At 72.9% G+C, this 25,552-nt stretch carries 31 protein-coding genes; 17 read left to right on the top strand and 14 right to left on the bottom strand.

Annotated features, from left to right (window positions below; genetic code table 11):
- Positions 1-1,517, bottom strand: a 1,517-nt coding sequence (locus tag Q9S36_RS44705) for a sigma-70 family RNA polymerase sigma factor (RefSeq protein ID WP_311291209.1), incomplete at its 3' end; no start/stop codon positions are given.
- A gap of 172 nt (positions 1,518-1,689) precedes the next feature.
- Here Q9S36_RS44705 and Q9S36_RS44700 point away from each other — a divergent pair.
- The 7 genes from Q9S36_RS44700 to Q9S36_RS44675 all read left to right on the top strand — a co-directional run bounded on the left by Q9S36_RS44700 (position 1,690) and on the right by Q9S36_RS44675 (position 5,342).
- On the top strand, positions 1,690-2,445 hold the full coding sequence (locus Q9S36_RS44700) for a hypothetical protein (RefSeq protein WP_311291208.1): 756 nt from the start codon (positions 1,690-1,692) through the stop codon (positions 2,443-2,445).
- Between the two features lie 39 nt (positions 2,446-2,484).
- Positions 2,485-3,231: an SOS response-associated peptidase gene (locus Q9S36_RS44695; RefSeq protein ID WP_311291207.1), complete on the top strand. Its 747-nt coding sequence runs from the start codon at positions 2,485-2,487 to the stop codon at positions 3,229-3,231.
- The gene (locus Q9S36_RS44690) at positions 3,228-3,887 is read left to right on the top strand and encodes an alpha/beta family hydrolase (RefSeq protein ID WP_311291206.1); all 660 of its coding nucleotides are present in this window, start codon (positions 3,228-3,230) and stop codon (positions 3,885-3,887) included. The genes Q9S36_RS44695 and Q9S36_RS44690 overlap by 4 nt, the downstream gene beginning before the upstream one ends.
- Before the next feature lie 17 nt (positions 3,888-3,904).
- Positions 3,905-4,651 carry a sigma-70 family RNA polymerase sigma factor gene (locus tag Q9S36_RS44685; RefSeq protein WP_396653968.1) on the top strand — a complete coding sequence of 249 codons (747 nt, stop codon included), beginning with the start codon at positions 3,905-3,907 and terminating at the stop codon, positions 4,649-4,651.
- On the top strand, positions 4,648-4,935 hold the full coding sequence (gene rsrA / locus Q9S36_RS44680) for a mycothiol system anti-sigma-R factor (RefSeq protein WP_311291204.1): 288 nt from the start codon (positions 4,648-4,650) through the stop codon (positions 4,933-4,935). The genes Q9S36_RS44685 and rsrA overlap by 4 nt, the downstream gene beginning before the upstream one ends.
- A 76-nt stretch (positions 4,936-5,011) precedes the next feature.
- A complete protein-coding gene (locus Q9S36_RS51730; protein ID WP_369759046.1) occupies positions 5,012-5,086 on the top strand; it encodes a 50S ribosomal protein bL37 in 75 nt (24 codons plus the stop codon).
- A gap of 76 nt (positions 5,087-5,162) precedes the next feature.
- Positions 5,163-5,342, top strand: coding sequence for a hypothetical protein (locus Q9S36_RS44675; RefSeq protein WP_311291202.1), 180 nt, complete (start codon positions 5,163-5,165; stop codon positions 5,340-5,342).
- Between the two features lie 51 nt (positions 5,343-5,393).
- Here the strand turns inward: Q9S36_RS44675 and Q9S36_RS44670 are convergent, their stop codons facing one another.
- Entirely contained in the window at positions 5,394-6,965 is a 1,572-nt protein-coding gene (locus Q9S36_RS44670; RefSeq protein ID WP_311291201.1) for an alpha/beta fold hydrolase, read from the bottom strand.
- 156 nt (positions 6,966-7,121) lie between these two features.
- Positions 7,122-7,496 (bottom strand): thioesterase, FlK family, encoded by a 375-nt coding sequence (locus Q9S36_RS44665; RefSeq protein ID WP_311291200.1) that lies wholly within the window; start codon positions 7,494-7,496, stop codon positions 7,122-7,124.
- A gap of 87 nt (positions 7,497-7,583) precedes the next feature.
- Between Q9S36_RS44665 and Q9S36_RS44660 the strand changes: the two genes are divergently transcribed.
- Both Q9S36_RS44660 and Q9S36_RS44655 read left to right on the top strand, forming a co-directional pair.
- Positions 7,584-8,090 carry a SigE family RNA polymerase sigma factor gene (locus Q9S36_RS44660; RefSeq protein WP_311291199.1) on the top strand — a complete coding sequence of 169 codons (507 nt, stop codon included), beginning with the start codon at positions 7,584-7,586 and terminating at the stop codon, positions 8,088-8,090.
- A complete protein-coding gene (locus Q9S36_RS44655) occupies positions 8,087-9,490 on the top strand; it encodes a hypothetical protein (RefSeq protein WP_311291198.1) in 1,404 nt (467 codons plus the stop codon). The genes Q9S36_RS44660 and Q9S36_RS44655 overlap by 4 nt, the downstream gene beginning before the upstream one ends.
- A gap of 8 nt (positions 9,491-9,498) precedes the next feature.
- On the opposite strand, the gene Q9S36_RS44650 is transcribed toward Q9S36_RS44655, so the two are convergent.
- The 3 genes from Q9S36_RS44650 to Q9S36_RS44640 are packed head-to-tail and all read right to left on the bottom strand — an operon-like array spanning position 9,499 to position 12,523.
- A complete protein-coding gene (locus Q9S36_RS44650; RefSeq protein ID WP_311291197.1) occupies positions 9,499-9,978 on the bottom strand; it encodes a GNAT family N-acetyltransferase in 480 nt (159 codons plus the stop codon).
- A 10-nt stretch (positions 9,979-9,988) separates the two neighbouring features.
- Complete coding sequence (locus tag Q9S36_RS44645) at positions 9,989-11,659, bottom strand: acetolactate synthase (RefSeq protein WP_311291196.1); 1,671 nt, start codon at positions 11,657-11,659, stop codon at positions 9,989-9,991.
- A 9-nt stretch (positions 11,660-11,668) separates the two neighbouring features.
- A complete protein-coding gene (locus Q9S36_RS44640; protein ID WP_311291195.1) occupies positions 11,669-12,523 on the bottom strand; it encodes a DUF2785 domain-containing protein in 855 nt (284 codons plus the stop codon).
- Positions 12,524-12,592: 69 nt separating this feature from the next.
- On the opposite strand from Q9S36_RS44640, the gene Q9S36_RS44635 reads away from it, so the two are divergent.
- Positions 12,593-14,071 carry a histidine kinase N-terminal domain-containing protein gene (locus tag Q9S36_RS44635; protein ID WP_311291194.1) on the top strand — a complete coding sequence of 493 codons (1,479 nt, stop codon included), beginning with the start codon at positions 12,593-12,595 and terminating at the stop codon, positions 14,069-14,071.
- 21 nt (positions 14,072-14,092) lie between these two features.
- Here the strand turns inward: Q9S36_RS44635 and Q9S36_RS44630 are convergent, their stop codons facing one another.
- The gene (locus tag Q9S36_RS44630) at positions 14,093-14,344 is read right to left on the bottom strand and encodes a WhiB family transcriptional regulator (RefSeq protein ID WP_056601527.1); all 252 of its coding nucleotides are present in this window, start codon (positions 14,342-14,344) and stop codon (positions 14,093-14,095) included.
- A 156-nt stretch (positions 14,345-14,500) separates the two neighbouring features.
- On the opposite strand from Q9S36_RS44630, the gene Q9S36_RS44625 reads away from it, so the two are divergent.
- Positions 14,501-14,923, top strand: coding sequence for a hypothetical protein (locus Q9S36_RS44625; protein WP_311291193.1), 423 nt, complete (start codon positions 14,501-14,503; stop codon positions 14,921-14,923).
- A 17-nt stretch (positions 14,924-14,940) separates the two neighbouring features.
- On the opposite strand, the gene Q9S36_RS44620 is transcribed toward Q9S36_RS44625, so the two are convergent.
- The 4 genes from Q9S36_RS44620 to sodN all read right to left on the bottom strand — a co-directional run bounded on the left by Q9S36_RS44620 (position 14,941) and on the right by sodN (position 17,529).
- Positions 14,941-15,774, bottom strand: a complete 834-nt coding sequence (locus Q9S36_RS44620; protein WP_311291192.1) for an RNA polymerase sigma factor SigF — start codon at positions 15,772-15,774, stop codon at positions 14,941-14,943.
- 1 nt (position 15,775) lies between these two features.
- A complete protein-coding gene (locus Q9S36_RS44615; RefSeq protein ID WP_311291191.1) occupies positions 15,776-16,189 on the bottom strand; it encodes an anti-sigma regulatory factor in 414 nt (137 codons plus the stop codon).
- A 103-nt stretch (positions 16,190-16,292) separates the two neighbouring features.
- Positions 16,293-16,937 (bottom strand): GNAT family N-acetyltransferase, encoded by a 645-nt coding sequence (locus Q9S36_RS44610; protein ID WP_311291190.1) that lies wholly within the window; start codon positions 16,935-16,937, stop codon positions 16,293-16,295.
- 190 nt (positions 16,938-17,127) lie between these two features.
- The gene (gene sodN / locus Q9S36_RS44605; RefSeq protein ID WP_179620218.1) at positions 17,128-17,529 is read right to left on the bottom strand and encodes a superoxide dismutase, Ni; all 402 of its coding nucleotides are present in this window, start codon (positions 17,527-17,529) and stop codon (positions 17,128-17,130) included.
- Here sodN and Q9S36_RS44600 point away from each other — a divergent pair.
- Complete coding sequence (locus tag Q9S36_RS44600) at positions 17,445-17,987, top strand: S24/S26 family peptidase (RefSeq protein WP_311291189.1); 543 nt, start codon at positions 17,445-17,447, stop codon at positions 17,985-17,987. The genes sodN and Q9S36_RS44600 overlap by 85 nt on opposite strands.
- 20 nt (positions 17,988-18,007) lie before the next feature.
- The gene (locus Q9S36_RS44595) at positions 18,008-19,180 is read left to right on the top strand and encodes an NADP-dependent malic enzyme (RefSeq protein ID WP_311291188.1); all 1,173 of its coding nucleotides are present in this window, start codon (positions 18,008-18,010) and stop codon (positions 19,178-19,180) included.
- 106 nt (positions 19,181-19,286) lie between these two features.
- On the opposite strand, the gene Q9S36_RS44590 is transcribed toward Q9S36_RS44595, so the two are convergent.
- The gene (locus Q9S36_RS44590; RefSeq protein ID WP_311291187.1) at positions 19,287-19,868 is read right to left on the bottom strand and encodes a TIGR00730 family Rossman fold protein; all 582 of its coding nucleotides are present in this window, start codon (positions 19,866-19,868) and stop codon (positions 19,287-19,289) included.
- Positions 19,869-19,921: 53 nt separating this feature from the next.
- A complete protein-coding gene (locus Q9S36_RS44585; protein ID WP_311291186.1) occupies positions 19,922-20,710 on the bottom strand; it encodes an inositol monophosphatase family protein in 789 nt (262 codons plus the stop codon).
- A gap of 72 nt (positions 20,711-20,782) precedes the next feature.
- Between Q9S36_RS44585 and Q9S36_RS44580 the strand changes: the two genes are divergently transcribed.
- Positions 20,783-21,565 (top strand): aminoglycoside phosphotransferase family protein, encoded by a 783-nt coding sequence (locus tag Q9S36_RS44580; protein WP_311291185.1) that lies wholly within the window; start codon positions 20,783-20,785, stop codon positions 21,563-21,565.
- A 33-nt stretch (positions 21,566-21,598) separates the two neighbouring features.
- Positions 21,599-22,519 carry a DUF6910 family protein gene (locus tag Q9S36_RS44575; RefSeq protein WP_311291184.1) on the top strand — a complete coding sequence of 307 codons (921 nt, stop codon included), beginning with the start codon at positions 21,599-21,601 and terminating at the stop codon, positions 22,517-22,519.
- 47 nt (positions 22,520-22,566) lie between these two features.
- Here Q9S36_RS44575 and eis read toward each other — a convergent pair whose 3' ends face one another.
- Positions 22,567-23,808, bottom strand: coding sequence for a GNAT family N-acetyltransferase (gene eis / locus Q9S36_RS44570; protein ID WP_311291183.1), 1,242 nt, complete (start codon positions 23,806-23,808; stop codon positions 22,567-22,569).
- A gap of 69 nt (positions 23,809-23,877) precedes the next feature.
- Between eis and Q9S36_RS44565 the strand changes: the two genes are divergently transcribed.
- Complete coding sequence (locus Q9S36_RS44565; protein ID WP_311291182.1) at positions 23,878-24,846, top strand: zinc-binding dehydrogenase; 969 nt, start codon at positions 23,878-23,880, stop codon at positions 24,844-24,846.
- On the top strand, positions 24,843-25,550 hold the full coding sequence (locus tag Q9S36_RS44560) for an SDR family oxidoreductase (protein ID WP_311291181.1): 708 nt from the start codon (positions 24,843-24,845) through the stop codon (positions 25,548-25,550). Before Q9S36_RS44565 ends, Q9S36_RS44560 begins: the two co-directional genes overlap by 4 nt.
- Positions 25,551-25,552 lie beyond the last annotated feature (2 nt).

The raw sequence follows: 25,552 nt of genomic DNA, 5'->3' as shown, positions 1-25,552 counted from the left end.
GGATCCGGGGTGGGATCCGGTGTCGGGTCCGGTGTCGGGTCCGGTGTCGGGTCCGGTGTCGGGTCCGGGGTGGGCGTCGGATCTGGAGTGGGGTCGGGCGTCGGGTCCGGCGTCGGGGTGGGATCTGGGGTGGGATCCGGCGTCGGCGTCGGCGTGGGATCCGGGGTGGGGGTCGGGTCAGGCGATGGCGTGGCAGTCGGGTCCGACGTCGGCGTGGGTGTCGCGCTGGAGGTCGGCGTCGGGTCCGAGGTGGGCGTCGGGTCCGAGGTGGGGTCCTCGGTCGGCTCGTCCGTCGGCTCGTCGGTCGGCTCGTCGGTCGGGTCGTCGGTCGGGTCCTCGGTCGGGTCCTCGGTCGGGTCGTCGGTGGGCACCGTGGTGGGGGCGACCAGGTCGTCCGCCGGGACGTCGGCCACCACGTCGTCGGGGACCTCGAGGTCCTCAGGGCCCTCGGCGTCGACCGACGACCGGTCGGCCGACGAGCCGGCCCCGTCACCGGAGCCCGAGCGCAGGACGGTGTCGCCGGGCTGGACGGGAGCGCTGATGGCCGGGTTGCGGGCCGGGGGCTCGGCGGTGGTGCGGTCCGCGTTGTTGAGGCCGACGGCGATGGCACCACCCACCACGGTCACGCTCGCGGCGACGCCCGCGACGGCGACGGCACCGCTGTTGCCCACGACCAGGTCGCGGACCCGGCCGACCACGGTGCCGATCCCGAGCGGCATCGAGGCGCCGCCCACGGCTGCCGCACCGACGTACGTCGCCCCGACCCCGCCGAGGAGCAGCGGGGCGAGGATCGCGCCGAGGTTGGAGTTGACCTCGGTGAGCTCGAGGTAGATGGCCATGCACGAGCGGCAGCCGCCGAGGTGGTCCTCCACCTTCGCGGCGTCACGGCGCGAGATGGCGTTGCGGACGTAGGCGCCGAGCTGGCCGTGCGTCCAGCGGCAGGTGTCGTCCTCGAGGTCGGTGACGTGCTGGGTGAGGAAGGCCTGGCGCAACCCCTCGCGGGCGCGGTAGGCGAGTGCCGAGACCGAGTTGGGGCTCATCCCGAGCAGGGGCGCGATGTCGGCGGGCTTGTCGCCCTCGACCTCGGTGTGCCAGAGCACCAGCTGCCAGCGCTCGGGGAGCGAGGCGAACGCACGCGCCGCGGCGGCGTTCTCGAAGCCCTCGATGGCCGTGTCGCGGAACGGCACGCCCGGGTCGAAGGCCTCCATGTCGTCGGTGGTGTGCAGCCGGGCGTTGGCGCGGAAGCGGTCGACCTGGAGGCGGCGTACGGCGGTGAGCAGGTAGGCGCGGAACGCCATGTCCGGGCCGCCCCCGCGCTGCAGGACGCCCAGGACCTTGATGAAGGCGTCGGAGACCAGGTCCTCGACGTCACCCGCGGGCACCAGCTGGCGGGCCAGGCGGCGGGCCGCCTCGACGTGCCGCTCGAAGAGCGTGCCGTAGGCGTCGACGTCCCCGCCGCGGACCGCCGAGATCAGCTCGGCGTCCCCCGGTGACTCGACGCTGGGGGCAATGCTCATGTGGACGCTCCGGACGCGCGCCTGACCGGGTGCCAGGCTGAGGAGACTCTAGACCTCGCAGTCGGGCCGGCACCGCGAAGGCAAAGAATCCGGAAAGAGTGGTCTGGTCCGCGTCATGGAGTGCCATGAGCGGCGTCACACCGGTAGCAGGACGACCAGTGAGGGGTATGCCGTGAAGAACTTCGCCGCACGCGTGCGACGGATCTCGGCGACCGGTCCTGGGGTGAGCACGTCAGGGTCTGCCGAGACGCGGTCGGGGTTGCCGCACCGGTTCGAGGCCGTGGGGGAGGCGCTCGCCTCAGGGTCGGGTCTCCTGGACGTGTGCGCGGTCGCGGGGCAGGACCTCGCGCGCGACGGCGCGTCCATGCAGGAGGCCCTGGACAGCCTGCGCGACACCGCGCACCGGGTGGCGGGTGGGGATCCGCCATTCGACGCGGTGTCGGCCCTGCTCACGGCGTGGGGGGAGACGACGCTGGGCTACCTGCACCAGCTCTCCTGCGACGACCCGCTCACCGGCCTGGCCAGCCAGGCGCACCTGCGCAGCCGGCTCTCCGAGCTGCACCGCCTGCCGCCCACCGAGGAGGCGGTCGCGAGGCACGCGCTGGTCGTGTGCGCGCTGCCGTTCGGGGACGACCCGTCGGAGGAGCCCGTCGACCACTTCACCCGGGCCATGCGCCTGGCGCGGGCGGGGGAGATGGCGCGCACCGTCTTCCCGCGCGACGAGACCGTCGCGCGGGTCGGCATGCGCCGGGTGGCGGTCCTGGCCCGGCGCGACGACCGGCTGGGTCGCCGCGTCCGGGTGCTGCGGGCGTTGCTCGAGGGGGTCGAGGGCCGGGTGGGCGGTCCGCTGGTCCGGGTGTGGATCGAGGGCCTGCCCGACTCGGACCCGTCCACCGGGATGCTGCTCGACGAGCTGGCGCGCGGCTGACCCCCCCGCCCTGTCCGTGCCGCCCCCTAGGGTGGTCGTATGTGTGGTCGCTACGCCTCCTCCCGGACCCCCGACGACCTGGTCGAGGAGTTCGAGGTCGTGGAGAGCCGCGTCGCGGGTCCGCTCGCCGCCGACTACAACGTGGCCCCCACCAAGGAGGTCTACGCCGTGGTGGAGCGGCCGCCCTCGCGTGAGTCCGAGGAGCCGCCCCAGCGCCAGCTCCGGGTGCTGACCTGGGGACTGGTGCCGTCGTGGGCGAAGGACCCCTCGATCGGCAACCGGATGATCAACGCCCGGATGGAGACCGTCGCGGAGAAGCCGGCCTACCGCAAGGCGTTCGCCTCCCGCCGCGCGCTGCTGCCGGCCGACGGGTACTTCGAGTGGTACCCCACGTCCCGGACCAACGCCAAGGGCAAGCCGGTCAAGCAGCCGTTCTTCATCCGTCCCAAGGACGGCGGGGTGCTGGCGATGGCAGGTCTCTACGAGATCTGGCGCGACCCCGGCAAGGCCGACGACGACCCGGACCGGTTCCGGTGGACCTGCACGGTGATCACGACGCAGGCCGAGGACTCCCTCGGCCACATCCACGACCGGATGCCGCTGATGGTCGAGCGCGACCGCTGGCACGAGTGGCTCGACCCGCGCACGGGCGGCGACACCTCGCTGCTCGTCCCGGCCGCGCCGGGCCGGCTCGAGGCGTACGCCGTGCCGCCGTTGGTCAGCAACGTGCGCAACAACGGCCCCGAGCTGGTCGAGCCGCTGCCCGTGGAGGAGACGACCTCGTGAAGAAGGCGACCGTCCGCAGCGTCGACACGCCCCACGGCGAGGGGCGGCTGCACACCCGCCGGGCCACCAGCCCGATGGCCACCCTCCTGCTGAGCCATGGCGCCGGCGGCGGGGTGGAGGCGCGCGACCTCTGGGCGCTGGCCGACGCCCTGCCCGCGCAGGGCTTCACAGTGGTGCTCTTCGAGCAGCCCTGGCGGGTCGCCGGCCGCAAGGTGGCCACCGCTCCGCCCACCCTGGACGCCGCGCTGCGGTGTGCGGCCGACGTGATGCGCGTGCGCACCCCGCTCGTGGTCGGCGGCCGCTCGGCCGGGGCCCGCTCCGCCGCCCGTACGGCGCGCTCCCTGGGCGCCACGGGGTGCCTGGCGTTGTCGTTCCCGCTGCACCAGCCGGGCCGGACCGAGCCCACCCGTTTGCCCGAGCTGGCGGGCGTGGGCCTGCCGACCCTCGTCGTGCAGGGGGAGCGCGACCCGATGGGGCGCCCCGAGGAGTTCCCCGGCGACCTGCCCGACCTCGACATGGTGGTCATACCCGGCGGCGACCACGGCCTGAAGGTGCCCGCGCGCGGCGAGGTGAGCCAGGAGGAGGCGATGGGCATCGTGGTCGAGTCCACGCTCGAGTGGCTGGTCCGCGAGGTCGTCGGGAATCCCTCGGCGTAGCCGGCTGTTGGGCCAGTGTGCAGTCACTGACCCTCGATCGACCGCGACCCCGAGAGCGCGGTACTGACCCTGCTTCCACGGCGGTACTGTGGGAGGCGATGACTGAATCGCTCGAGGACCAGCTGTCCTCCCCCGAGACCCCCGCGGTGGACCCCGCCACGGAGTCCGACGACGAACGCTCGGCGCGCTTCGAGCGCGACGCCCTGCCGTTCCTCGACCAGCTCTACGGCGCCGCGATGCGGATGACCCGCAACCCGGCCGACGCCGAGGACCTGGTGCAGGAGACCTTCGCGAAGGCCTACAGCGCCTTCCACCAGTTCAAGCCCGGCACCAACCTCAAGGCCTGGCTCTACCGGATCCTCACCAACACCTACATCAACTCCTACCGCAAGAAGCAGCGGCAGCCGCAGCAGTCGATGTCCGAGGACGTCGAGGACTGGCAGCTCGCCCGCGCGGAGTCGCACTCCTCGACGGGCCTGCGGTCGGCGGAGATGGAGGCGCTGGAGCACCTGCCCGACTCCGAGGTGAAGGAGGCGCTGCAGCGCCTGCCCGAGGAGTTCCGCCTCGCGGTCTACCTCGCCGACGTGGAGGGATTCCCCTACAAGGAGATCGCCGAGATCATGGACACGCCGATCGGCACCGTGATGTCGCGACTCCACCGCGGCCGGCGCCAGCTGCGCGACATGCTCGCTGACTACGTCCGGGCCAACGACCTCCTCCCGGCCAGCTCGCTGCCGGGGTCCACCGAGGGGAGCGGATCGTGACCACGCACGACCACGACAGCCACGAGCACGGACGCGAGGACTGCGTCGACTACATCGAGCGCATCGTCTACCTCATCGACAACGAGCTCGACCAGGCCGACTGCGCCGTCGTCGAGATGCACCTGCGCGAGTGCGGTCCCTGCCTGGAGAAGTACGACCTCCAGAAGGCGGTCAAGCAGCTCGTCGCCCGGTCCTGTGCCGAGTCGGCCCCCGAGTCGCTGCGCGACCGGGTGCGCCTGCAGCTGCGCGAGGTGAGGATCCAGATCAGCGAGGGCGGCAGCTGACCCTCCGGGCGGGCCGATTCGCCGCGACCCGGTGGATTTGAGAGACTGCTCCGAGCACCGATTCCAGGAGGACCACATGGGCAAGACCGGACGCAAGCGCCGCGCTCGCAAGAAGAAGGGCGCGAACCACGGCAAGCGCCCCAACGCCTGACGCGCACCAGCGACGTCATTCGTGGAAGTCCCCGCCACGGCGGGGACTTTTGCACGTCCGGGGCAGCACGACCGCCGTGCATCGTGCCGAGCTGTCCCGACGGGGAGCCGACGACGCCGAGATCGCCCGGATGACGATCACCTACCTGGTGGTGCGACAGCCCGACGGGTGGCGCACGGCCGCGCTCCTCGTGCACTCCGCCGAGCGGACCGGTCCGTCGCCGCGCGGCGACGGTGGAGCCGTCGGCCCGACCTAGCGGCCCGCCGCTCCATCGTCGGAGGCGTCGGGTGACGCGGGCCCGTCCGCGTCAGGTGTGCGACGTGCACGTGAGGCGCAGCGCGGCCCGATTCCCCAGGAACGCGGCGGACGGGGGGAAGGGGACCTCGCGCACCCAGACGCCCGGCGTGGGTTCCTGGTCGCGCAGCGGGTCGCCCTCCGGCTGGTGGTCGCGCAGCGGCACGGTGATCTCGGAGGCCCAGCTGGCCCAGGCCACGAGCGAGGTGCCCTGCACGCCGACGTCGACCACGAGGGTGTCGTCGAAGTCGGTCGTGGCCTCGATGTGGTCGCCGAACCGGAACATCCCGCCCTCCTCGCGCAGCGACAGCACCCGGACCGTCAGCGCGAACCTCATGTACGGCGACTCGGCCGGCCTCGGCTCGCGCGTGGACAGGTACGTCGTCACCACCGGCACCGGGCGGTCCGCGGGGTCCTCGGGGCGCCGGTGCTCCAGCAGGATCGGCGAGCACGTCGCCGCCGTGCGCTCGTGCATGAGGGTCGGCAGGCCGCGGATCGACACCCGCGCCTCGGCCTGCCACGTGAGGTCCTCCTCGTCGGGCAGCTCCAGCCCCACCACCTCGCCCGTGACGCGGACGTCGCCGAAGAGGAACCGGGACAGGTTGTGGTAGCCCTCCTCGGAGTTCACCATGCCCAGCATGCCGCTGTGGCTGCGGTGCACGAAGGCGTGGTCGGCAGTGCGCTGGGGGCCTGCACCGTCGCGCGGCCCGGAGACCAGCGCGTTCTCGATCTGGACGAGGCCGTCGCTGCGGGGGCCGACGCTGCGCGCCGACCAGCCGGCCGCCACGGTGTAGTCGCCCGCGTTCGTGCCGATCAGGCAGAAGACGCGCGACAGCGGGAAGTTCTCGTCGTCCGGCAGCACGCGGGCGTCCCAGTCGTCCGGGGGCTCGGCGTCAAGCCCGGCGCCGGGCGTCAGGTACTGGTGCATCCGCCGCGGCCCGAAGATGTCGGCGCCGTGGATGCCGAAGGTGTCGCGCAGCCGCTCGAGGAGGCCGCCGCCGATGTCGAACTCGATGCCGCCGTGCGGGGTGCCGTAGGTGAAGAGCCGGTCCACGAACTCGGCGGCCAGGCGCCGACCCCCCGGCCCCGGGCTGCCGTCGCCGTGCTCGCCGTAGGCCTCGGGGATGATCTTCTGCACCATGGACCGGGCGACGAGCCCGCCCATCGAGTGCGCCACCAGGTGCACGCGGGGCGCCCCGGTCCGGGCCAGGACCTTCTCCGTCAGGCGCAGCAGGTCGCGCGCGGCGCCCTCGAGCGAGAACTCCTGGGGCGTGTTGCCCCAGCGCGACGACGAGCGGTCGTAGAACCGGTGGATCCAGATGGTCGCGGGCTCCACGTCGCCGTCCGCCCTCGAGTCGAGGTAGCCCTCCTGGTCGCCCCGGACGATGAGCTGGTAGTCGTGGTCGGCGATGAGGCGCAGCACGGGGCTCTCGAACTGGTAGAACACCGCGTCGCCCCGGCCGTTGACCCGCACGTGCGTCGACCCGGCGTTGAACCCGTAGAGCGGGTCGATGACCGCCTCGTTGATGCCCTTGGTGTCCCCGGCGAAGCCGCGCACGTAGATGATCGGCAGTGTCCCTGGCATCGGTCCCCCCGGGTTCGCTCGACGAGGAGCGGGCGATTGGCGCGACGGCGCGGTGAAGCACTCCACGCTAGTCGCGCCGGACGACGGCGTCTGCAGTCGCGACCCCGGTGGGGCGTGCGGTCTAGCCCGCCGGCGTCGCGGTCGGGGAGGGGTGGGTCAGAGCCGGGACAGGAAGCGCTCGGCGTCGACGACGACGCGGGTGATCTCGCCGGCGCCGAGCACCTTGCCGGACGCGACGTCCCGCGCGCTGACGGTGAACCGGTGCAGGCGCCCGTCGACGTACGCACTGGACGCGCTGACCTCCACCGATGCGCCCACGGGGCTGGCGGCGAGGTGCTCGACCTGCACCCGGGTGCCGACGCTGGTCGAGCCCGGGGGGAGCACGGGCGCCAGGCACGCGCAGGTGGCCGCCTCCAGCCAGGCCAGCAGCCGCGGCGTACCGAGCACGGGCAGTGACCCGCTGCCGACGGCCGCTGCCGTGTCGTCGTCGGTCACCGTGAACGTCAAGGTGGCGGGCTCTGGCTGCGACATGGCGGTCCTTCCGGGATTCGTCGGCGCGGTGAGGCAACCTGAGTGCCCCCGACACGTCTACCAGACATGAGCGCGAGGACCCTCGGGATGGAGCCGTCAGTGGACATCACCGAGCTCTACGCTGCCCATCGGCTGTCGCTCGTGAGGCTGGCCGTGCTGCTGGTGGACGACTTCGCGTCGGCGGAGGACGTCGTGCAGGACGCGTTCGCCGCCCTGGCCCGGCGGCCAGGGGCGCTGGAGGACCCGTCGAAGGCGCTCGCCTACCTGCGCGTCGCGGTGGTCAACACCGCGCGCTCGGCGCTGCGCCGACGACGTACGGCGCGGGCGTACTCGCCACCCCACGACCTGTCCCCACCCTCGCCCGAGGACGCCGCGGTGCTGGCGGAGGAGCACCGCGAGGTCATCGCGGCCCTGCAGCGGCTGGCCCCGCGACAGCGGGAGGTTCTGGTGCTGCGCTACTGGTCCCACCTGTCCGAGGCCGAGATCGCCCGGACCCTCGGCATCAGTCCCGGGACCGTGAAGTCGACCGCCAGCCGCGCGCTGGCCGCCCTGCAGGACAGCCTGGCCACGAGCCCAGGGGAGGAGGAGCGATGAGCACGCACGACACGCTCGACATCGAGGAGCGGCTGCGCGCCGCCCTGGTGGCCCGCGCCGAGCTGGTGCAGCCGGAGGACCTCGCTCCGCTCGCGCCGGTGGTGCAGGTGCGTCCGCGCTGGCAGTCGCCGTGGGTGCTGCTCGCCGCCGCCGCGGTGGTGCTGCTCGTCCTGGGCGTCGTCCTCCAGGGTGTCGGTGGGCGTCAGCGGTCCGACGACGTCGCGCCACGGCCCGACGAGCGGGTGGAGCTCGACGTGCCGGCCGACATCGGCCGCGACTGGCAGGCCCAGCCCTACTCGACGCCGGCCCGTCTCGACCTCGACGGCGACGGTCGGAAGGAGACGGTCGACTTCCTCGGCGAGCCCGGCAGGCGGGGCGACGGCCGGGTCCGGATGCAGGCGACCCTCAGCAGCACCGGTGAGGAGGCGTGGGGCATCGCCGACGTGGGCACCACGACCGTCAGCGCCCTGCCCCCCATCGACGCCGACCGGGACGGCGACCAGGAGCTCGTGCTCTACCGGGACGACCCCGTGGGTGGCGGTCATCCGCTCGTCTACGACCTGCGCGAGGGTCTCCTGCTGCGGGCCGTCGTCGACCAGCCCGAGCTCCTCGTGCGCGGCGACATCCCGGTGCTGGGCACGAGGACCGAGCACTACGAGATGGTCCGGCAGCACGAGTACTGGATCGAGGACGGCACGCTCTGGTCCAGCCGATCGGTCAACTCCTACGCCTCCGCCAACATGACGATCGTCAAGCCGCTCGTCACCGTGCGGGACGCCTGGACCTGGCGTCTGTCCGAGGAGGGGCTGCTGGAGCCCGTGGACGCCGGATGCCTCCGGCACGACGTCATGGACGACTCGCGCACGCCCTGCGAGGACGGCGCGGTCGACGACCTGCCCGACGTCGCCGACGTGGCCACCGCGACGATCGGGATGGGGGAGTCCGCCGTGCTCGACGACGGATTCCCGTTCGACGTACGACTCGAGGCCGCTGCCGACCCCTCCCTGGTGGTCGAGGGCAGCGACGGCCGGACGATCAGCCACGGACTCGAGGTGGGCGATCCGCGCGTCGCCACGGTGCAGCCCGTCCGCGTCTTCTCCGACGGCGCCTCGGTGCTGGTCACCTCCGGCAGGGATCCGGCGTACGTCCGCGTGCTGCGGCAGGAGGGTGAGCGGCTGGTCGAGCTGGCACCGGTGGGCGAGGTCGAGCTGACCGACGACGCCACGCACCGCACCTGGCTCACCTCCGACGGCACGCTCGTGACCGCGGTGGCCGGTGAGGACGGTGCCTGGCGGCTCTGGTTCTGGCAGATGGTGTCTCCCTCGGAGACGGCCGCACTCCCCGGTGCCGAGGTCTGCTTCGACGACGTCGACGACCCGTCGACCGTGCGCCGCTGCTGACCTCCGGCTCAGAAGACCTTGTGGAACGCGATGAGGTCGACGCCCGGCAGGGGAGACCAGTCGCGGGACGGGTCGCGGGTGTAGCCCAGCCGCGCGTAGACCCGGTGGGCCGCCGCCATGGTCGCCAGCGACGACAGCGCCATCCCGGTCGCGCCCTCGGCACGGGCCCGCTCCTCGCACAGCGTGGCGAGCGCGGTGCCCGCCCCGAGGCCCTGCCCGGCGGGGTCCACGGCCAGCATCCGGAACTCACCCTCGTCGTCGCGGGCGATCTCGCGCCACGGCGTGCCCGGGCGGCAGAAGGTGACGTTGCCGAGCAGGCGCTCGCCCTCGACCGCGACCCACACCTCGGCCTCGGCGTCGCGGCGCGCCACGTCACGGAGCCGGTCGCGGTAGTCGTCCTCGGCGCCGGTCAGGAACGGCTCGTACGCCGCGACGCAGACGTCGCCCGCGGCGGCGTGCTCGTCGGGTCGGATCCGGCGCAGCTCCACGCGGTCCCGCTCAGATGCCGAAGGTGGTGCGCGGGTAGGCCGCCTCCACGTCGGTGATGACGTTGACGAGGTAGGGGACGCCTGCGGCGTAGGCGCGGTCGAGTGCCGGCCCGATCTGCTTCGGGTCGGTGACCGTCTCGCCGGCGCCGCCGAGCGCCCGCACCACCTCGTCGTACGGCGTGCGCTGGGCGAGGTCGGCGGCCACGTCGTAGCCGTAGATCATCTGCATCGGGCCCTTCTCCAGGCCCCAGGCGGAGTTGTTGCCCATCACCATGACGACGGGCAGGTCGTGGCGCACGAGGGTGTCGACGTCCATCAACGAGAAGCCCGCCGCGCCGTCGCCGAGCAGGAGCGTCACCTGGGCGCTGGGACGTGCGATGCGCGCAGCGATGGCCGCGCCGAGACCTGCGCCGAGGCAGCCGTAGGGGCCCGGGTCGAGCCAGCCGCCCGGTCGCTGCGGCTCGACGTACTTGCCGGCGAACGACACGAAGTCGCCGCCGTCGCCGATGACGACCGAGTCGTCGGCCAGTCGCGGGACCAGCTCGCCGTAGATCCGGGCGGGGTGGATGGGGTCGGCCTCCGCGGTGAGCAGCTGCGCGTCGCGCTCGGCCGCCGCACGCACCTGGTCGGCGAGCTGGTCGGCCCACGCCGTCCAGTCCGGCTTGCTGCCGCGCTCGATCGCCGCCTGCAGGCCGTCGAGCACGGTGGTGAGGTCACCGGAGACCGATCCGGCGAGCTCGGCGTGGCCGGAGACCTGGCCGGGGGAGTCGGCGATGTGGACCACCCGCGCGAAGGCGCCGTCGGGGTTCTTGTCCGGACCGCCGAAGACGCCGTAGCCGAGGCGGAAGTCCAGCGGGGTGCCGACGACGACCACCAGGTCCGCGCCGGCGAGCGCGGCTCCGCGTGCCTTGGTGACCAGCGAGCGGTGCCCGCCTGGGATGATCCCGCGGCCCATGCCGTTGGTCAGGGTGGGGATGCCGAGGTCCTCGACGAGGCGTAGTGCCGCGGCCTCGGCGTGGTCGGCCCAGACGTCGGTGCCGAGGATCAGCACGGGACGGCTCGCCTCGGCCAGCAGTCGGGCCACGGCGGCGATCGCGTCGGCGTCGGGCTCGATGCGCACGCCCTCCCCGGACCCCGCGGAACCGGTCGAGGAGTTGAAGAACTCGTCCATGGGTACGTCGACGAACACCGGCCCGCGGTGGCTGGACCGGGCGAGCGTGAACGCCTCGTCCATGCCGGGAGCCACCTCGGCGGCCGTCATGAGGGTCTTCGCCGACTTCGCGACCGGCGCGATGATCGGCGGCTGGTCGAGCTCCTGGAGCGAGCCGCTGCCCCAGCGGTTCTGCGGGGCGCGGCCGCCGACCACGACCATGGGCGAGCCGGCGAACTGGGCCTGCGCGATCGCGCTGATGCCGTTGGTGACGCCGGGGCCGGCGGTGAGCACGGCCAGGCCCGGCACGCGCGTCAGCTTGCCCGTCGCCTCGGCGGCGAAGGCAGCCGTCTGCTCGTGGCGCACGTCGAGCAGGCGCATCTGCGGGTCCTGGCCGTCCTGGTTGATCCGCACCGCCCCGTCGTACATCGGGAAGACGTGCGCACCCGAGAGGGTGAACATGGTCTCGACGCCGTGGGCGCGGGCGACGTGGACGGCCAGCTCGCCGCTGTGGCCGGAGATCTCGCTCATGCCCGCAGGTTAGCGGGTTCCTACTGACAGGTAGGGGGCGTTCGACAGGCGGAGCGCCTCGATGACCACGAGCAGCAGGTCGGGGCGCACCGGGGGCGGCTCGGGCCCGAGGGACAGGTGCAGGAACAGCGCGCGCAGGAACGCCTGCGGTGCGGAGGTCACGGCGAAGGGGTCGTAGTCGACGGGCCCGCGGAAGGGGTTGCCGGCCGCGGCGATCCGGTGGACCCACGGCTCGAGCGCCTCGACGCCCAGGGTGTTGCGGCGCAGGATCTGCATCACCGCGGCGGCGATCCGGTCGGGCTCGCCGGCCGCGAGCGGGGCGTCCGCGGGCTGCTCCAGGAGCCGCTCGGCGACGACGTCGAGCAGCACGGCGTGCTCGGAGCCGGCGATGTGCGGTGACTCCCCGAGCGCCCCGAGCGCGTCGGCGCCGTGTGCGATCGCGTGCGCCCAGCCCTTGTCGAGGACGTAGCCGCGGGTGTCGCGCTCGCGGAGGAACCAGGTGGCCAGGCAGTCGCCCCACTCGAGGATCTTGCCGCCCGGCAGGAGGTGCTGCTCGTTGTCGCGCTCGAGGCACGCGCCCAGGATCAGTGCGCTGAAGCTGCGGCGGAACACCGTGTCGGTGCCGTGCTCGCCCAGCCCGACGGACAGCCCGGCGACCATGCCGTCGCCGAGGCCGGCCAGCAGGTCGTCGTAGACCCCGCGGTCGATCCAGGTCACCAGCGCGGGGTAGGCGGTGCCGTCGCGCACCTCGGGCCGGGTCGAGCCCAGCATCGTCGTGAGCTCGGCGGTCAGGTCGTCGAGCGGACGGTCCGAGGGGACCTCGAACCCGGCTGCTTGCACCTGGTTCCAGTACCCGAGCGACATGATCCCCATCCTGCCAGCCATCCCCGACACACCCCTAGTCCGGTCCACGGCAGCCCCTAGGCTGGCCGGGTGCCGTCCCTCCACGAGCTCGTGCGAGCCCACACCGACCTCGTCGACGACGACGTCGCGTGGCTCCAGCGGCTCATGGCGGACTGGCAGATCCTGGCCGACCTCTCCTTCGCCGACCTCGTGCTGTGGCTGCCCGACCGGGAGGGCCGCGGCTACTGGGCCGGTGGCCAGATGCGGCCCACGACCGGTCCCACGGCCCTGGTGGACGACGTCCTGGGCACCTTCATCCCCACCGGCCGGCGCCGCATGCTGGACGAGGCGTTCGGCTCCGGCCGCCTGGTGCGCGAGGGCGATCCGGAGTGGCGCGACGCCGTCCCCGTGCGGGTGGAGGTCATCCCCGTCCGCCGCGCCGGCCGGGTGATCGCCACCATCGCCCGCAACACCAACCTCCTCGGCATCCGCACGCCCAGCCGGCTCGAGCTCAGCTACCTCCAGACCGCGGCCGAGCTCACCCAGATGATCGCCAACGGCCACTTCCCGCTCCCCGGCCAGCGCAGCGACCACGCCGACTCGCCCCGCGTCGGCGACGGCTTCGTGCGCCTCGACCCCGCGGGCCGGGTCGTCTACGCCAGCCCCAACGGCCTCTCCGCCTACCGCCGCCTCGGGCTCCAGGGCGACCTCGCCGGGCTGGTGCTCACCGACCTGACGCGCGACCTGGTCCCGGTCCGCAAGCGTCCCGACGAGGAGACCCTCAGCGCCGTCCTCGGCGGTCGCGACGGCCGCGCCACGGAGGTCGGGACCGACGACGTGACCCTCATCGTGCGCAGCATCCCGCTGCGACCCCAGGGCGACCGCAGCGGCGCGCTGCTGCTGGTCCGCGACGTCAGCGAGCTGCGCCGGCGCGACCGCGAGCTGGTCACCAAGGACGTCACCATCCGCGAGATCCACCACCGGGTGAAGAACAACCTCCAGACCGTGGCGGCGCTGCTGCGCCTGCAGGCACGTCGTACGCAGGCCGAGGACGCCAAGGCCGCCCTCGAGGAGGCCGTGCGTCGCGTCGGCTCGATCGCGATCGTCCACGAGACGCTCAGCCACGCCGTCGAGGAGACTGTCGACTTCGACGAGATCGCCGACCGGCTGGGCTCGATGGTCGTCGACGTCAGCGGCGTGGAGGTCCCCGTGCGGGTGGTGCGCGAGGGCTCCTTCGGCAAGCTGCCCTCCGAGGCCGCGACGCCGCTGGCGATGGTGCTGACCGAGGTCCTGCAGAACGCCGTCGAGCACGGGTACGCCGACCTGCCGGACGCCGTGGCGCCGAGCGTCGGACGCGTCGTGGTCACCGCCCGCCGCATCGTCGGCCGGCTTCACGTGGTCGTCGAGGACGACGGCCGCGGCCTGCCCGACGACTTCGACGTCGACGCCTCGACGCAGCTCGGCCTCTCGATCGTGCGCACGCTGGTCGAGTCCGAGCTCGGCGGGGTGCTCGAGATCGGGCCGGGCTCGCGGGGCACCCGCGTCCAGGCCGACCTGCCTGTCGACTGAGTCGACCGAGCCCGGCTGAGGTCAGGCCGTACGGATCCGGGCGCGGGCGTTGCGACGCTTCAGCGCGCGGCGCTCGTCCTCGCTGAGGCCTCCCCAGACTCCGTGGTCCTGCCCGGCCTCGAGGGCCCAGGCGAGGCACTGCTCACGCACCTCGCAGCGTCGGCACACCTGCTTGGCCTCCTCGATCTGGAGGATCGCGGGTCCGGTGTTGCCGATTGGGAAGAACAGCTCGGGGTCCTCGTCGAGGCATGCAGAGCGACTGCGCCAATCCATGGGGTGGGGGATCCCTCTTTCTCATTCACAGGCGATGGCTGTTGTCGGACATTCAGCTGGCCCGGGCGCCACACAGCGCAGCGACCAGACTGGCAAGACTTGAACGTTCACACAACCCCCCACACTGGTCGTGTCCGTCACAACTACTGTTGTCCAGTGCCTGTTACGCCCAGCGACGTTCCCCCCGGTCGAGCCCCCGCGGACCCTGCCGCGCCGCCGCCGCTCGTGGTGGCCGCGTCGCTGGCCGGGGTGGAAGCGTTCGTGCTCGCCGGGCTCGGCGCGCTGGAGCTCGCCAACCTGAGCTCGCTCAGGCTCACCATGGGGCTCACCACCACCGCGTTCTTCCTCGCTGCAGCGGCCGGGCTGGCGTGGTGCGCGTGGTCCCTGTGGCGCGTACGACGCTGGGCGAGGGGGCCCGTCGTGATGGCCCAGCTCATCCAGCTCGGCCTCGCGTGGAACCTCTGGGCGGGCTCCACCAAGCCGCTCTCCGCCGGCCTCGCCGTCGTCGCGCTGGTCGTGGTCGCCGGGCTCCTGCACCCCGCCACCACGCAGGTGCTCGAGCGCGACGCGCGGGTCTGACCGGCCGGGAGGCCTGCTCAGTCCTGCTCGAGCGAGGTCCGCAGCTGCGCGAGCGTGCGGGTCAGCAGCCGGGAGACGTGCATCTGCGAGACGCCGATCTCCTCGGCGATCTGCGACTGGGTCATGTTCTTGAAGAAGCGCAGCAGCAGGATCCGCTTCTCCCGCTCGCCGAGGCCCTCCAGCAGCGGCTTGATCGACTCCCGGATCTCCACGTGCTCGATGTTGCTGTCCTCGACGCCGAGCGTCGCGAGCATCGCGGGCGGCCCGTCCTCGGAGTCGTCCGAGGCGTCGAGCGACAACGTGGCGTAGGCATGGCTGGACTCGATGCCCTCCATGATCTCCTCCACGGTGCAACCGATGACCTCGGCCAGTTCGCGCGGCGTGGGGGAGCGTCCCAGCTTCTGGGTCAGCTCGCCGGTGGCGCCACCGATCTGCATCCGCAGCTCCTGCAGGCGCCGCGGCACGCGGATCGCCCAGCCCTTGTCCCGGAAGTGGCGCTTGATCTCGCCGATGACCGTCGGCGTGGCGTAGGTGGAGAACTCGACCCCACGGTCGGTCTCGAAGCGGTCCACGGCCTTGATCAGGCCGATCGTGCCGACCTGGACCAGGTCCTCGAACGGCTCCCCACGGTTGCGGAACCGGCGGGCGCAGTGCTCCACCAGCGAGAGGTGCAGGTGGACGAGGTCGTCGCGCGCGACGGCCCGCTGGGCGTCGCTCGCCTCGACGTCGCGCAGCACCGTGAACAGCTCGGCGCTGCGGGCGCGCACGTGCTCCATGCCGCTGGGTCCGACCTCGTCGTACCCGCGGTCAACGGCGGCCCCCGCCGCCTCGTCCCCCGTGTGTGCGCTCATGTCAGCGCTCGGCACCTGTCCGTCCCGCAGCGACCTGCGACGTGACCGTGAACCGGACCCGGAACCGGCCGCCCTCCGATCCTGCCGCAGCGTCCTGCGCCATCGTGTCCAGCACCTGCCAGGCGAAGCTCTCGGTGTCGAGCGGTGGGTCGTCCATCGCCTCGGTCTCCAGGGTCACGGTCAGCGACCCCGGCCCGAAGAAGAAGCACGCCACCAGGTCCGTGCCCGGGTCGGCCTCCGGGATCGCGAGCGCCGACGCCTCGCCGATGGCGATGCGGAGGTCCTCGATGTCGTCGATGGTGAAGTCCAGGCGGGCTGCCAGGCCGGCAGCCGTCGTGCGCAGGACCGTGGCATAGGCACCCTCGGCCGGAAGTCGGAGTTCGACGTCGGCGCGGCCCCCGTGATGATCTGCCATCTGCGTCAACGTCTCCGTCCTCCGAGTGTGTGCTCGCCCACCCTAGGCCATCGCCTCCGGGGCCCGACGTCGCCCGAAGCGGGTCGCGCGCGGACCTGGCAGCTCATCGGAACCATGGGCAGACCTGGTCCCGCGTGCGCAGCGTGTGGCGGTGCACCGGGTCGCGCAGCAGCAGCGGCGGGGCCGGACGTCGTACGTCGTCGCGGCTCGGCGGCGCAGGCGCCGCGACCTCCGTCGTGGGCAGCTCGACGACGACCCGGTAGGCGCCGTGCTCCTCGTCCTCCACGGTGGTCGGACCGAGGCGGCGCAGCATCCGCAGCGACGCGGGGTTGTCCTTGAGGACCTCGGTGTCGATGCGCGCCACCCCTGCCGGCCGGTGCCGCATCAGCACGTCGAGCAGGACGGTGGCGACGCCGCGACCCTGCCACTCGTCCTTGACGGTGACCGCGAGGTCGGCGGCGTCGGGGACGTCGTCGTAGCGGACCATCCGGGCCAGCGCGACGGGGTCGTAGACGTCGTCGGAGGTCTCCACGCACAGCACCAGCGCGACGTGGTCGACGCCGTCGACGTCGTCGACGAGGTGCTGGAGCATCGCGTCACTCAGGTGCACCACGGGAGCCAGGAACCGGCGCCGCCGCGACTCCGGTGCCAGCGTCTCGAACTCGGCGACCAGTGCGGCCCGGTCCGTGCGCTGCAGCGGCAGCACGAAGCCGGCCGTGCCGTCCGGCAGCTCGACCTGCTCGATCATCCACGCCTCCCGATGGTCCCGGCCCCGATTCAAGCAGGCGGGCGCTGAGGGAGCCGTGGAAATGCCGCGGACCCGGCCGCCACGGGTGTGGCGACCGGGTCCGGAGGTTCGGCGATGGAGCCGAGGATCGAGCCGGAGCAGCAAGCTGCTCAGAAGAAGGTCTGAGCAGTCGCGACTCCGTCGCGCCTGATCAGGCCTTCTTCGTCTCCCAGAAGATCTCGGCGATCTCGTCGATCTTGGCGAGCAGCTCGTCGGCCTTGCCGGCGTCGAGCTCGCCCTTGGTGCCGCTCGCGCCGGCCAGCTTGGTGGCCTCGTTCACGAGCGTGTGGAGCTGGGGGTACTTCTCGAAGTGCGGGGGCTTGAAGTAGTCGGTCCACAGCACCCACAGGTGGTGCTTGACCAGCTCGGAGCGCTGCTCCTTGATGAGGATCGCGCGGGTGCGGAAGTCGGGGTCGTCGTTGTCGGCGACCTTGGCGATGATCGCCTTGATCGACTCGGCCTCGATGCGTGCCTGGGCGGGGTCGTAGACGCCGCAGGGCAGGTCGCAGTGGGCGGAGACCTCGACGGTCGGGGCAAGCAGGTGGCGAAGCATCAGGTTCCTCTCGATCGGGGACGTGCCGTCGTGACTGTGCCGTCGCGAATGGGCATCTGGATGGGACACTACTCCGCGTGCGAGGGCGTCGGCAGAGGGGTCTCGCCCCGAGGGGTGGCCGCACCGGAGCCCCGTTCGGCACCGCCGTGGTGCGGGGTCGCTCGATGCTGCCGACGCTGCAGGAGGGCGACCTGCTGCTGGTGAGGTACGGCGCCGTGCCCCGGCCGGGCGACCTCGTCGTCGCGCGGTTCGCCGACGGCACGCTGACGGTCAAGCGGGCCCGTGAGGTGCGCCGTACGGCGTCGGGGGAGCGGGGCTGGTGGCTGCTCAGCGACAACCCCGACGAGGGCGTCGACTCGCGGCACCGGGGACCGGTCCGCGGCGACGCGGTGCTGGGCGTCGTACGGCTGCGGCTGTGGCCTTCACCACGCGTGGGACGGCGGCTGCGGAGCCCCTGAGCTGTGCCAGTATCGCCGGCATGGCTTCGCACCCGCACGCTGGCGACCCGGTGTTCGACCTGCACCTCGGCGGCAAGATGGAGATCCTCTCCACCGCCGCCCTGACCGGGCCGGAGGAGCTGTCCCTCGCCTACACCCCGGGTGTGGCGCGGGTGTGCGAGGCGATCGCGGCGGACCCGTCGATGACCCAGCACTACACGTGGGTGCCCAACACGGTCGCCATTGTCACCGACGGCACCGCCGTGCTCGGTCTCGGTGACATCGGTCCTGCCGCCGCGATGCCGGTGATGGAGGGCAAGGCGGTGCTGTTCAAGCAGTTCGGCGGCGTCGACGCCGTGCCGATCTGCCTCGACACCACCGACGTCGAGGAGATCATCGAGACCGTCGTGCGGCTCGCGCCGAGCTTCGGCGGGATCAACCTCGAGGACATCTCCGCGCCCCGCTGCTTCGAGATCGAGGCCCGGCTCAAGGAGCGGCTCGACATCCCCGTCTTCCACGACGACCAGCACGGCACCGCCGTGGTCGCCCTCGCCGCGCTGACCAACGCGCTCCGCCTCACCGGACGGGACGCCGCGACCGTGCGCGTGGTGGTGCAGGGTGCCGGCGCGGCCGGCGTGGCGGTCGCCCGGATCCTGCTCGAGGCCGGCGTGCGCGACATCGCCGTGCTCGACCGGCAGGGCGTGCTCAACTCCGAGCGGTCCGACCTCACCGCGGTCAAGGCGGCGCTCGCCCGCGACACCGCCGACACCTTCGGCCGCCGCGGCACGCTGGCTGACGTGATGGCCGGGGCCGACGTCTACATCGGCGTCTCGGGCGGCCAGGTGCCCGAGGAGATCGTGGCCTCGATGGCCGACGACGCGATCATCTTCGGCCTGGCCAACCCGACCCCGGAGGTGCACCCCGACCTCGCGCACAAGTACGCCCGCGTCGTGGCCACCGGTCGCTCCGACTTCCCCAACCAGATCAACAACGTGCTGGCCTTCCCGGGCATCTTCCGCGGCGCCTTCGACGTGCACGCCACGGCGATCACCGAGGGGATGAAGGTCGCCGCCGCCACCGCGCTCGCCGAGCTCGTGGGCGACGACCTCCGCGAGGACCTCGTGATCCCCTCGCCGTTCGACCCACGCGTCCCCGGCGCCGTGCGTACGGCGGTCTCCGACGCCGCTCGCCGCGACGGGGTCGCGCGCCGCTGACGTGCACCCTGGCCGCGCCGCTGACTCGCCGCACGTGCGGCGGTTGTGGCCCCTGCACCGCGGGCCCGGGGGCCAGATCCGCCGCACGTGCGGCGGACGGGTCTGACTAGCCCAGCTTCGCGCCGGGAGTTACGCCGAGGCGGGCGGTCAGGCCGGCGAGCGCGGCGTCGAGGTCCTCGGCCACGACGACGTCCTCGAGCACCTCGCGCCGGATGAACCCGGCGTCGGCCAGTCCGTCGAGCGCGTCCAGGAGCGGCGTCCAGGTGCCGCCGAGGTTGAGGAAGCCGACCGGGTCGTCGTTGAAGCCGATGTAGCGCCAGCTCCAGACCTCGATGACCTCCTCCAGGGTGCCGAGCCCGCCGGGCAGGCACAGGAAGGCGTCAGCGAGGTCGGCCATCATCGCCTTGCGCTCGTGCATCGTCTCCACGACGTGGAGCTCAGTGAGGTCGTCACGACCCCACTCACGCTCGATCATCGAGCGCGGGATGACACCGAGCACCTCGCCGCCTGCGTCGAGGGCACCCTGCGACACCTCGCGCATCAGGCCGTGCCCGCCCCCTCCGTAGACCAGCCCGATGCCGCGGCCCGCCAGCCCCCGCCCGACGTCGTACGTCGCCCGCGACAGGCCCGGGTCAACGCCCGGGCTGGAGGCACAGAAGACGGCGACGCGGCGGATCGTGGGGCTCACGGACCCGCAGTCTAGGAGGGCGTGCGGGTGAGGTCCCCGGCCGACCGAGCGCGCTACGCCGTGTGCCGGTCCGCGCGGTGCCGGGACACCAGGCGCAGCAGCTCGGCGTGGGCGTCGGCGTCGCCGGCGGCGATGAGGCCCGCCCCTGTGTGGACGTCGTTCCCGTCGAAGTCGGTGACGACGCGGCCGGCGGCGCGGCACAGGGCGATGCCCGCCTCGAAGTGCACGCTGCCGCGCAGGAGGCCGTCGGTGACGTAGCCGAGTCGCTGGCCGGTGGCGACCCAGGCCAGCGCCAGCGTCGTGGACTCGACCCTCGGGCTGAACCGGGCGCGGAGCTCCGGATCAGCGGCGAGCCGCGCACCCACGAACGGGCGGTCCAGAGGCCCGTCCGCGTTGATGGCGAGCAGGGTGGTCGGGGGAGCGGACCGTGGCTGGCTCGTCCCGAACCCACGGTGGTCCGCCCAGTAGAGCTCGCCGGTCGGCGGGTGGCTGACGGCCGCGGTGACGCTCACGCCGTCCACGGCGAGCGCGACGTTGACGCAGTACAGAGGAGTCACCGACGCGAAGTTCAGCGTCCCGCACAGGGGATCGACGAGCCACACCCGGGAGCCGGAGATGTCCCCGACGCTGCCCAGCTCCTCCCCGACGAACCCGTCCTCGGGCCGGGCCGCCCGGATCACCTCCATGATCGCCCGCTCGGCCGCACCATCCGCCTCGGTCGCGAAGTCGGTGGCCGACTTGGGCTCGCGGGTCAGGTCGGAGCCGTACATCCGCTGCAGCACCCCGGCCCCCGCCCGGGCTGCCTCCATCGCGACCTCCAGGTCGCTCTGCTCGTTGGTCACGGCTCATCGAAGCACGGGCGGGGCGTCCGAACTCCAGTGCGAGCGACGTCCTGGACGGGCTACGGTCCGTGAGTGGCTCCGACGGACGACTCCGTGTCCCAGGCTCTTCGCGCGATCGAGATCGAGGACGGCGTGGTGACGCGCCCGGCGTCGACGTGGACGCCCACCGTCCACGCCTTCCTCCGGCACCTCCGGTCGCAGGGACTGACCTGCGTGCCGGAGCCGCTGGGCATCGAGGGCGGCGTGGAACGGTTGGCACTGATCGAGGGCGATGCCGGCGGAGCAGGGTGGCAGCACCAGCACTCGTACGACGGCCTCCGGTCGGCGGCAAGGCTGCTGCGGACGATCCATGACGCCTCGGCCGGCTGGCAGCCTCCGGTCGGAGCGACGTTCCGCGCGCCGCACGTCGTGGCGGGATCGGAGCCGTCGGTCTGGTGCCACGGTGACGTCGGGCCGTGGAACGTGGTGTGGCGCGACCACGAGGCCGTCGGGCTGATCGACTGGGACTTCCTCCACCAGGGCCCGCCGCTGGACGACGTCGCCTACGCGTTGCAGTGGTTCGCGCCGACTCGCGACGACGACATGGCCCTGACGTGGCACCACTTCCCGGCGGTGCCCGACCGTGCTGCCCGGATCCGCGTCTTCCTCGATGCCTACGGCGACGGGCTGCCCGACTTCGACGTCGCGGAGACGGTGGCCCTGAGGATGGAGGCGACGATGGCTCTGGAGCTGTCGCTCGCCAACGAGGGCGTCGAGCCCCAACGCACGTGGGTGGACGAGGGCAGCCAGGAGTGGGCAGCGGGTGAGGTCAGGTGGGTGCGCGACAACGCCCACCTGTTCGAGCTGTCGCCGTAGGTCCCGAGCCACCCCGTCTGCGACCATCACGCCATGGACGTGCGAGTCTCCGCAGCCGAGCGTCTCCAGCTCGCGGACGGCGCCCCGGTGCGCGCCGCGTCCGCGGTCGTGGCGTTCCACGACGGACGCCTGGTGGTGTCCGACGACGGGACGCACGCGGCCTGGTTCCGGCCGGGCGCGGAGGCGACGCGCGTACGGCTGCTGCCGCCGGTCGAGGGGCACGAGGTGTTCGACGAGGAGTCCGGCACCAAGCACCTCAAGCCCGACCTCGAGACCGCGTGCCGGGTCACCGTCGAGGGCGTGCCGGGCGCGCTGGTGATGGGCTCCGGCTCCTCGCCGCGGCGGATGCGGTGGTGCCTCGTCCGGTCGGCAGGCGACGCGCCTGACGTGGTGGTCGCCGACATGGCGCCGGTGTACGCCGGCGTCGCCGCGGCGCTGGACCTGGATCCCGACACGCTCAACCTCGAGGGCGCCTGCGTCGTCGGGCGCAGCCTGCGGTGGTTCCACCGCGGGCTGCCGTCGGCCGGCCTGCCGTCCGCGAGCGTGGACCTCGACCTCGATGCGGTCCTGGCTGCGGCGGTGGGCGAGACGGCTCCGTCCGACCTCGATGTCGGGCGGCCGGTCCAGTACGACCTCGGGTCCGCCGGCGGCGTCGGCCTGGCGATCACCGACGTGGTCGCACTCCCGGACGGTGACCTGCTCGCCTGCGCCGCGGCCGAGGACAGCCCCAACCCGCGCGACGACGGACCCGTGACGGCGACGGCGCTGGCCCGCATCCGCGAGGACCGGGTCGTCGACGTCGTGCCGCTGCCGCGCCTCGACGGCCGGGTGCTCAAGGTCGAGGGCCTCATGGTGCTGGACGCCGACACGTCGCAGGCCAGGCTGTTCGCCGTCACCGACGTCGATGATCCCGACGCCGCGTCCTGGGCCGCCACCCTGCATGTACGCCTCTGAGCGGGCACCAGGGGCGAAGGTCCGGCCGGCGCGGGCCCCGGAGGCGGCTAGAAGCCGATCGACGGCTCGGGGGCGACGAGGGTGCGCATCGCGCGCGCCAGTTCGGCGTACGCCCCGGGGCGGTGCTCGGCGACGACCCCGGCCCGCAGCAGGCCGGCGACGGAGCGCCCGAGGTAGCCCGCGCCGAGCACGGCAATGTCGAGCGTGACCTCGACGGCGGCGTCCGTGCGTGACGCGGAGCCCGCACCGGCCGAGGCCCTCAGCCGCCAGCGTCCGGCGTTCCAGGGCGCGTGGCGGTCCTCGACCTCCACGACCACGTCGCAGTCGTCCTCGTAGCCGCGCAGCGCCCACGCCGCCTCGAGGTCGACGAGGCGGATCCACGTGCTGTCCCAGGTGTTGAGGTCGCTCGTGCCGCGCGGGCCGCCCACCCAGGCGAGCAGGGGGTCGTCGGCGCCGATGTTCTCCAGCTTGGTGGTGCCCATCAGGTCGAGGTCGACGACGCGGCGGGCCAGCGCGAGGCGTGCGGCCGGGCCGCCGCAGAAGGTGCCGACCGTGACGGTGCCGGACGGTCGCGCCTTGTCCCACTTGTGCGCGCGGCGCAGGCCGACGAAGCCCATGTCCTCGCCGTCACGGCGCGCGAACAGGATGCGCCGCGGCTCCTTGTCGCGCAGCTCCTCCGCGGTCTCCCGCGAGAGCAGCGCGAAGAAGTCCTCCGACCCCACGATCGTGCCCGGGAAGCCGGCCGCCAGCGCGCGCTGGCAGTCGCGCATCCGCTGGGCGACGCCCGGAGCGGTCATGGTGACGAGCTGCGTGGTGAGGCCGGCGACCTCCTCCTCGAGGTGCGGCGCGGTGAACGTCGTGCCCCGGCCGAGGTCGACCTGGTGCGTCCAGACGGCAAGGCCGTAGCCGAAGCGGCCGTAGATCGAGGCCTCGCTGGCGTGCAGCGCCGAGATCGTGGTGCCTGCGTCCCGGCTGCGGGCGAGGTGGTCGGCCATCATCGCGGACAGCACGCCGCGGCGCCGCGCGTCGGGGTGCACCCCGACCCACGTCAGGCCGGCCACCGGCACGAGGCGGGCGCCCGGCAGCGCCAGCTCCATCGGGCGTACGCCGTAGATGCCGCTGTGGAGGTCGTCGGGGCTGTCGGCGAGGTCGACCACGAACCGCTGGTCCTCCGGGAGCCCGAGGCGCAGGTGCTCGGCGTCGCCCTCGGTGACCTCGCCGAACCACACGAGCTGGTCGGTGGCGAGGAACCTGGCCGCGTCCTGCGAGGGGCGTACGTCGATGCTCACCCGGCAAGCCAATCGTCCGCGGTCGGGGACGGGCAACCCGATAACCACGGCACTCGCTAGGGTCGGAGGATGTTCGCCGTCTACGCCGAGTCCTTCTCCTCCGACGACCCGCTGAGCGGCCTGGTGGTGGGGGAGCGACCCGCCCCGGAGGCGCCCGACGGGTGGGCCACGGTGACCGTGAAGGCAGCCAGCCTCAACCACCACGACCTCTGGTCCCTGCGCGGTGTGGGCCTGCGTGAGGAGGCGCTGCCGATGATCCTCGGATGTGACGCCGCTGGCCTGGACGAGGACGGCAACGAGGTCGTCGTGCACGGCGTGATCGGCGACCCGGCGTGGACGGGAGACGAGGCCGACGACCCCGGCCGGTCGCTGCTCTCCGAGCGCCACCAGGGCACCTTCGCCGACCAGGTCGTCGTGCCGCGGCGCAACCTCGTGCCGAAGCCTGCGTCGTTGTCGTTCGAGGAGGCGGCCTGCCTGCCCACGGCCTGGCTCACCGCCTACCGGATGCTGTTCGTCCAGGGTGCCTGCCAGCCCGGCGAGACCGTGCTGGTGCAGGGAGCCGGCGGCGGGGTCGCCACGGCGCTGATCACCCTCGGCCGCGCGGCCGGCCTGACCGTGCTGGCGACGAGCCGCGACGAGGCGAAGCGCACCCGCGCCCTGGAGCTCGGCGCCCACGAGGTCTTCGAGTCCGGTGCCCGATTGCCGGTGAAGGTCGATGCCGTCATGGAGACCGTGGGCAAGGCCACCTGGAGCCACTCGATCCGCTCGCTGCGACCGGGCGGCCGCATCGTCATCAGCGGCACCACGTCGGGTCCCGACGTCGACGACGCCGGGCTCACCCGGGTCTTCTTCCTCCAGCTCTCGATCATCGGCTCGACGATGGGCACCCGGCAGGAGCTCGACCAGCTCGTGAAGTTCCTCCACGCCACCGGCACCAAGCCCCTGATCGACCACACCCTCCCCATGGACCAGGCGCGTGACGGCTTCGCGGCGATGGCCGGGGGCGACGTCTTCGGCAAGATCGTGTTCACCCGGTGACCGAGCGGATGAGGCACGTCCTCACGGGCGCCGGGTCGGGGATCGGCCTCGCGCTCGCGCACCGGCTCGCCGATCGTGGCGACGACCTCGTCCTGCTGGCCCGCAACGACGCGCGTGCCGGTGAGCTGCGCGACACCTTCCCGCGAGCCCAGGTGATGGTCGCGGACCTCGCCGAGCCCGGCACCCTCAACGGGCTGGGCCGCCAGGTCGACGGGCGGGTCGACACCCTGCTCCACGTCGCGGGTGTCGTCGACCTCGGCCGGGTGGAGCGGTTGCGACTGGCTGCGTGGGAGGAGCAGGTCACGGTGAACCTCACGGCGCCCGCAGTGCTGAGCCGCGAGCTCCTGCCGCACCTGAGGACCAGCCGCGGCACGATCGTGTTCGTGAACTCCTCCGCGGGGCTGACCGCCAGCGCCGAGTGGTCGGCGTACGCCGCCTCCAAGTTCGGGCTGCGTGCCTTCGCCGACGCGCTGCGGGCCGAGGAGGTCGAGCACGGCGTGCGCGTCAGCACGGTCTACCCCAGCCGCACCGCCACGCCGATGCAGGAGAAGGTTCACGAGCAGGAGGGGCGGACCTACGACGCCTCGCGCTGGATCAGCGCCGACACGGTCGTCGACACGATCGTGCACGTGGTCGACCTGCCGCCGGACGCGACGATCCCGGACGTCACCGTCCGGCCGGTGGTACCGCGCCCGGGCACCTGACG

This window comes from Microbacterium sp. ARD31 (genome assembly GCF_031844425.1).
Note: the sequence above shows the minus strand (reverse complement) of the source record. Positions and strands in the feature narration are given on the sequence as shown.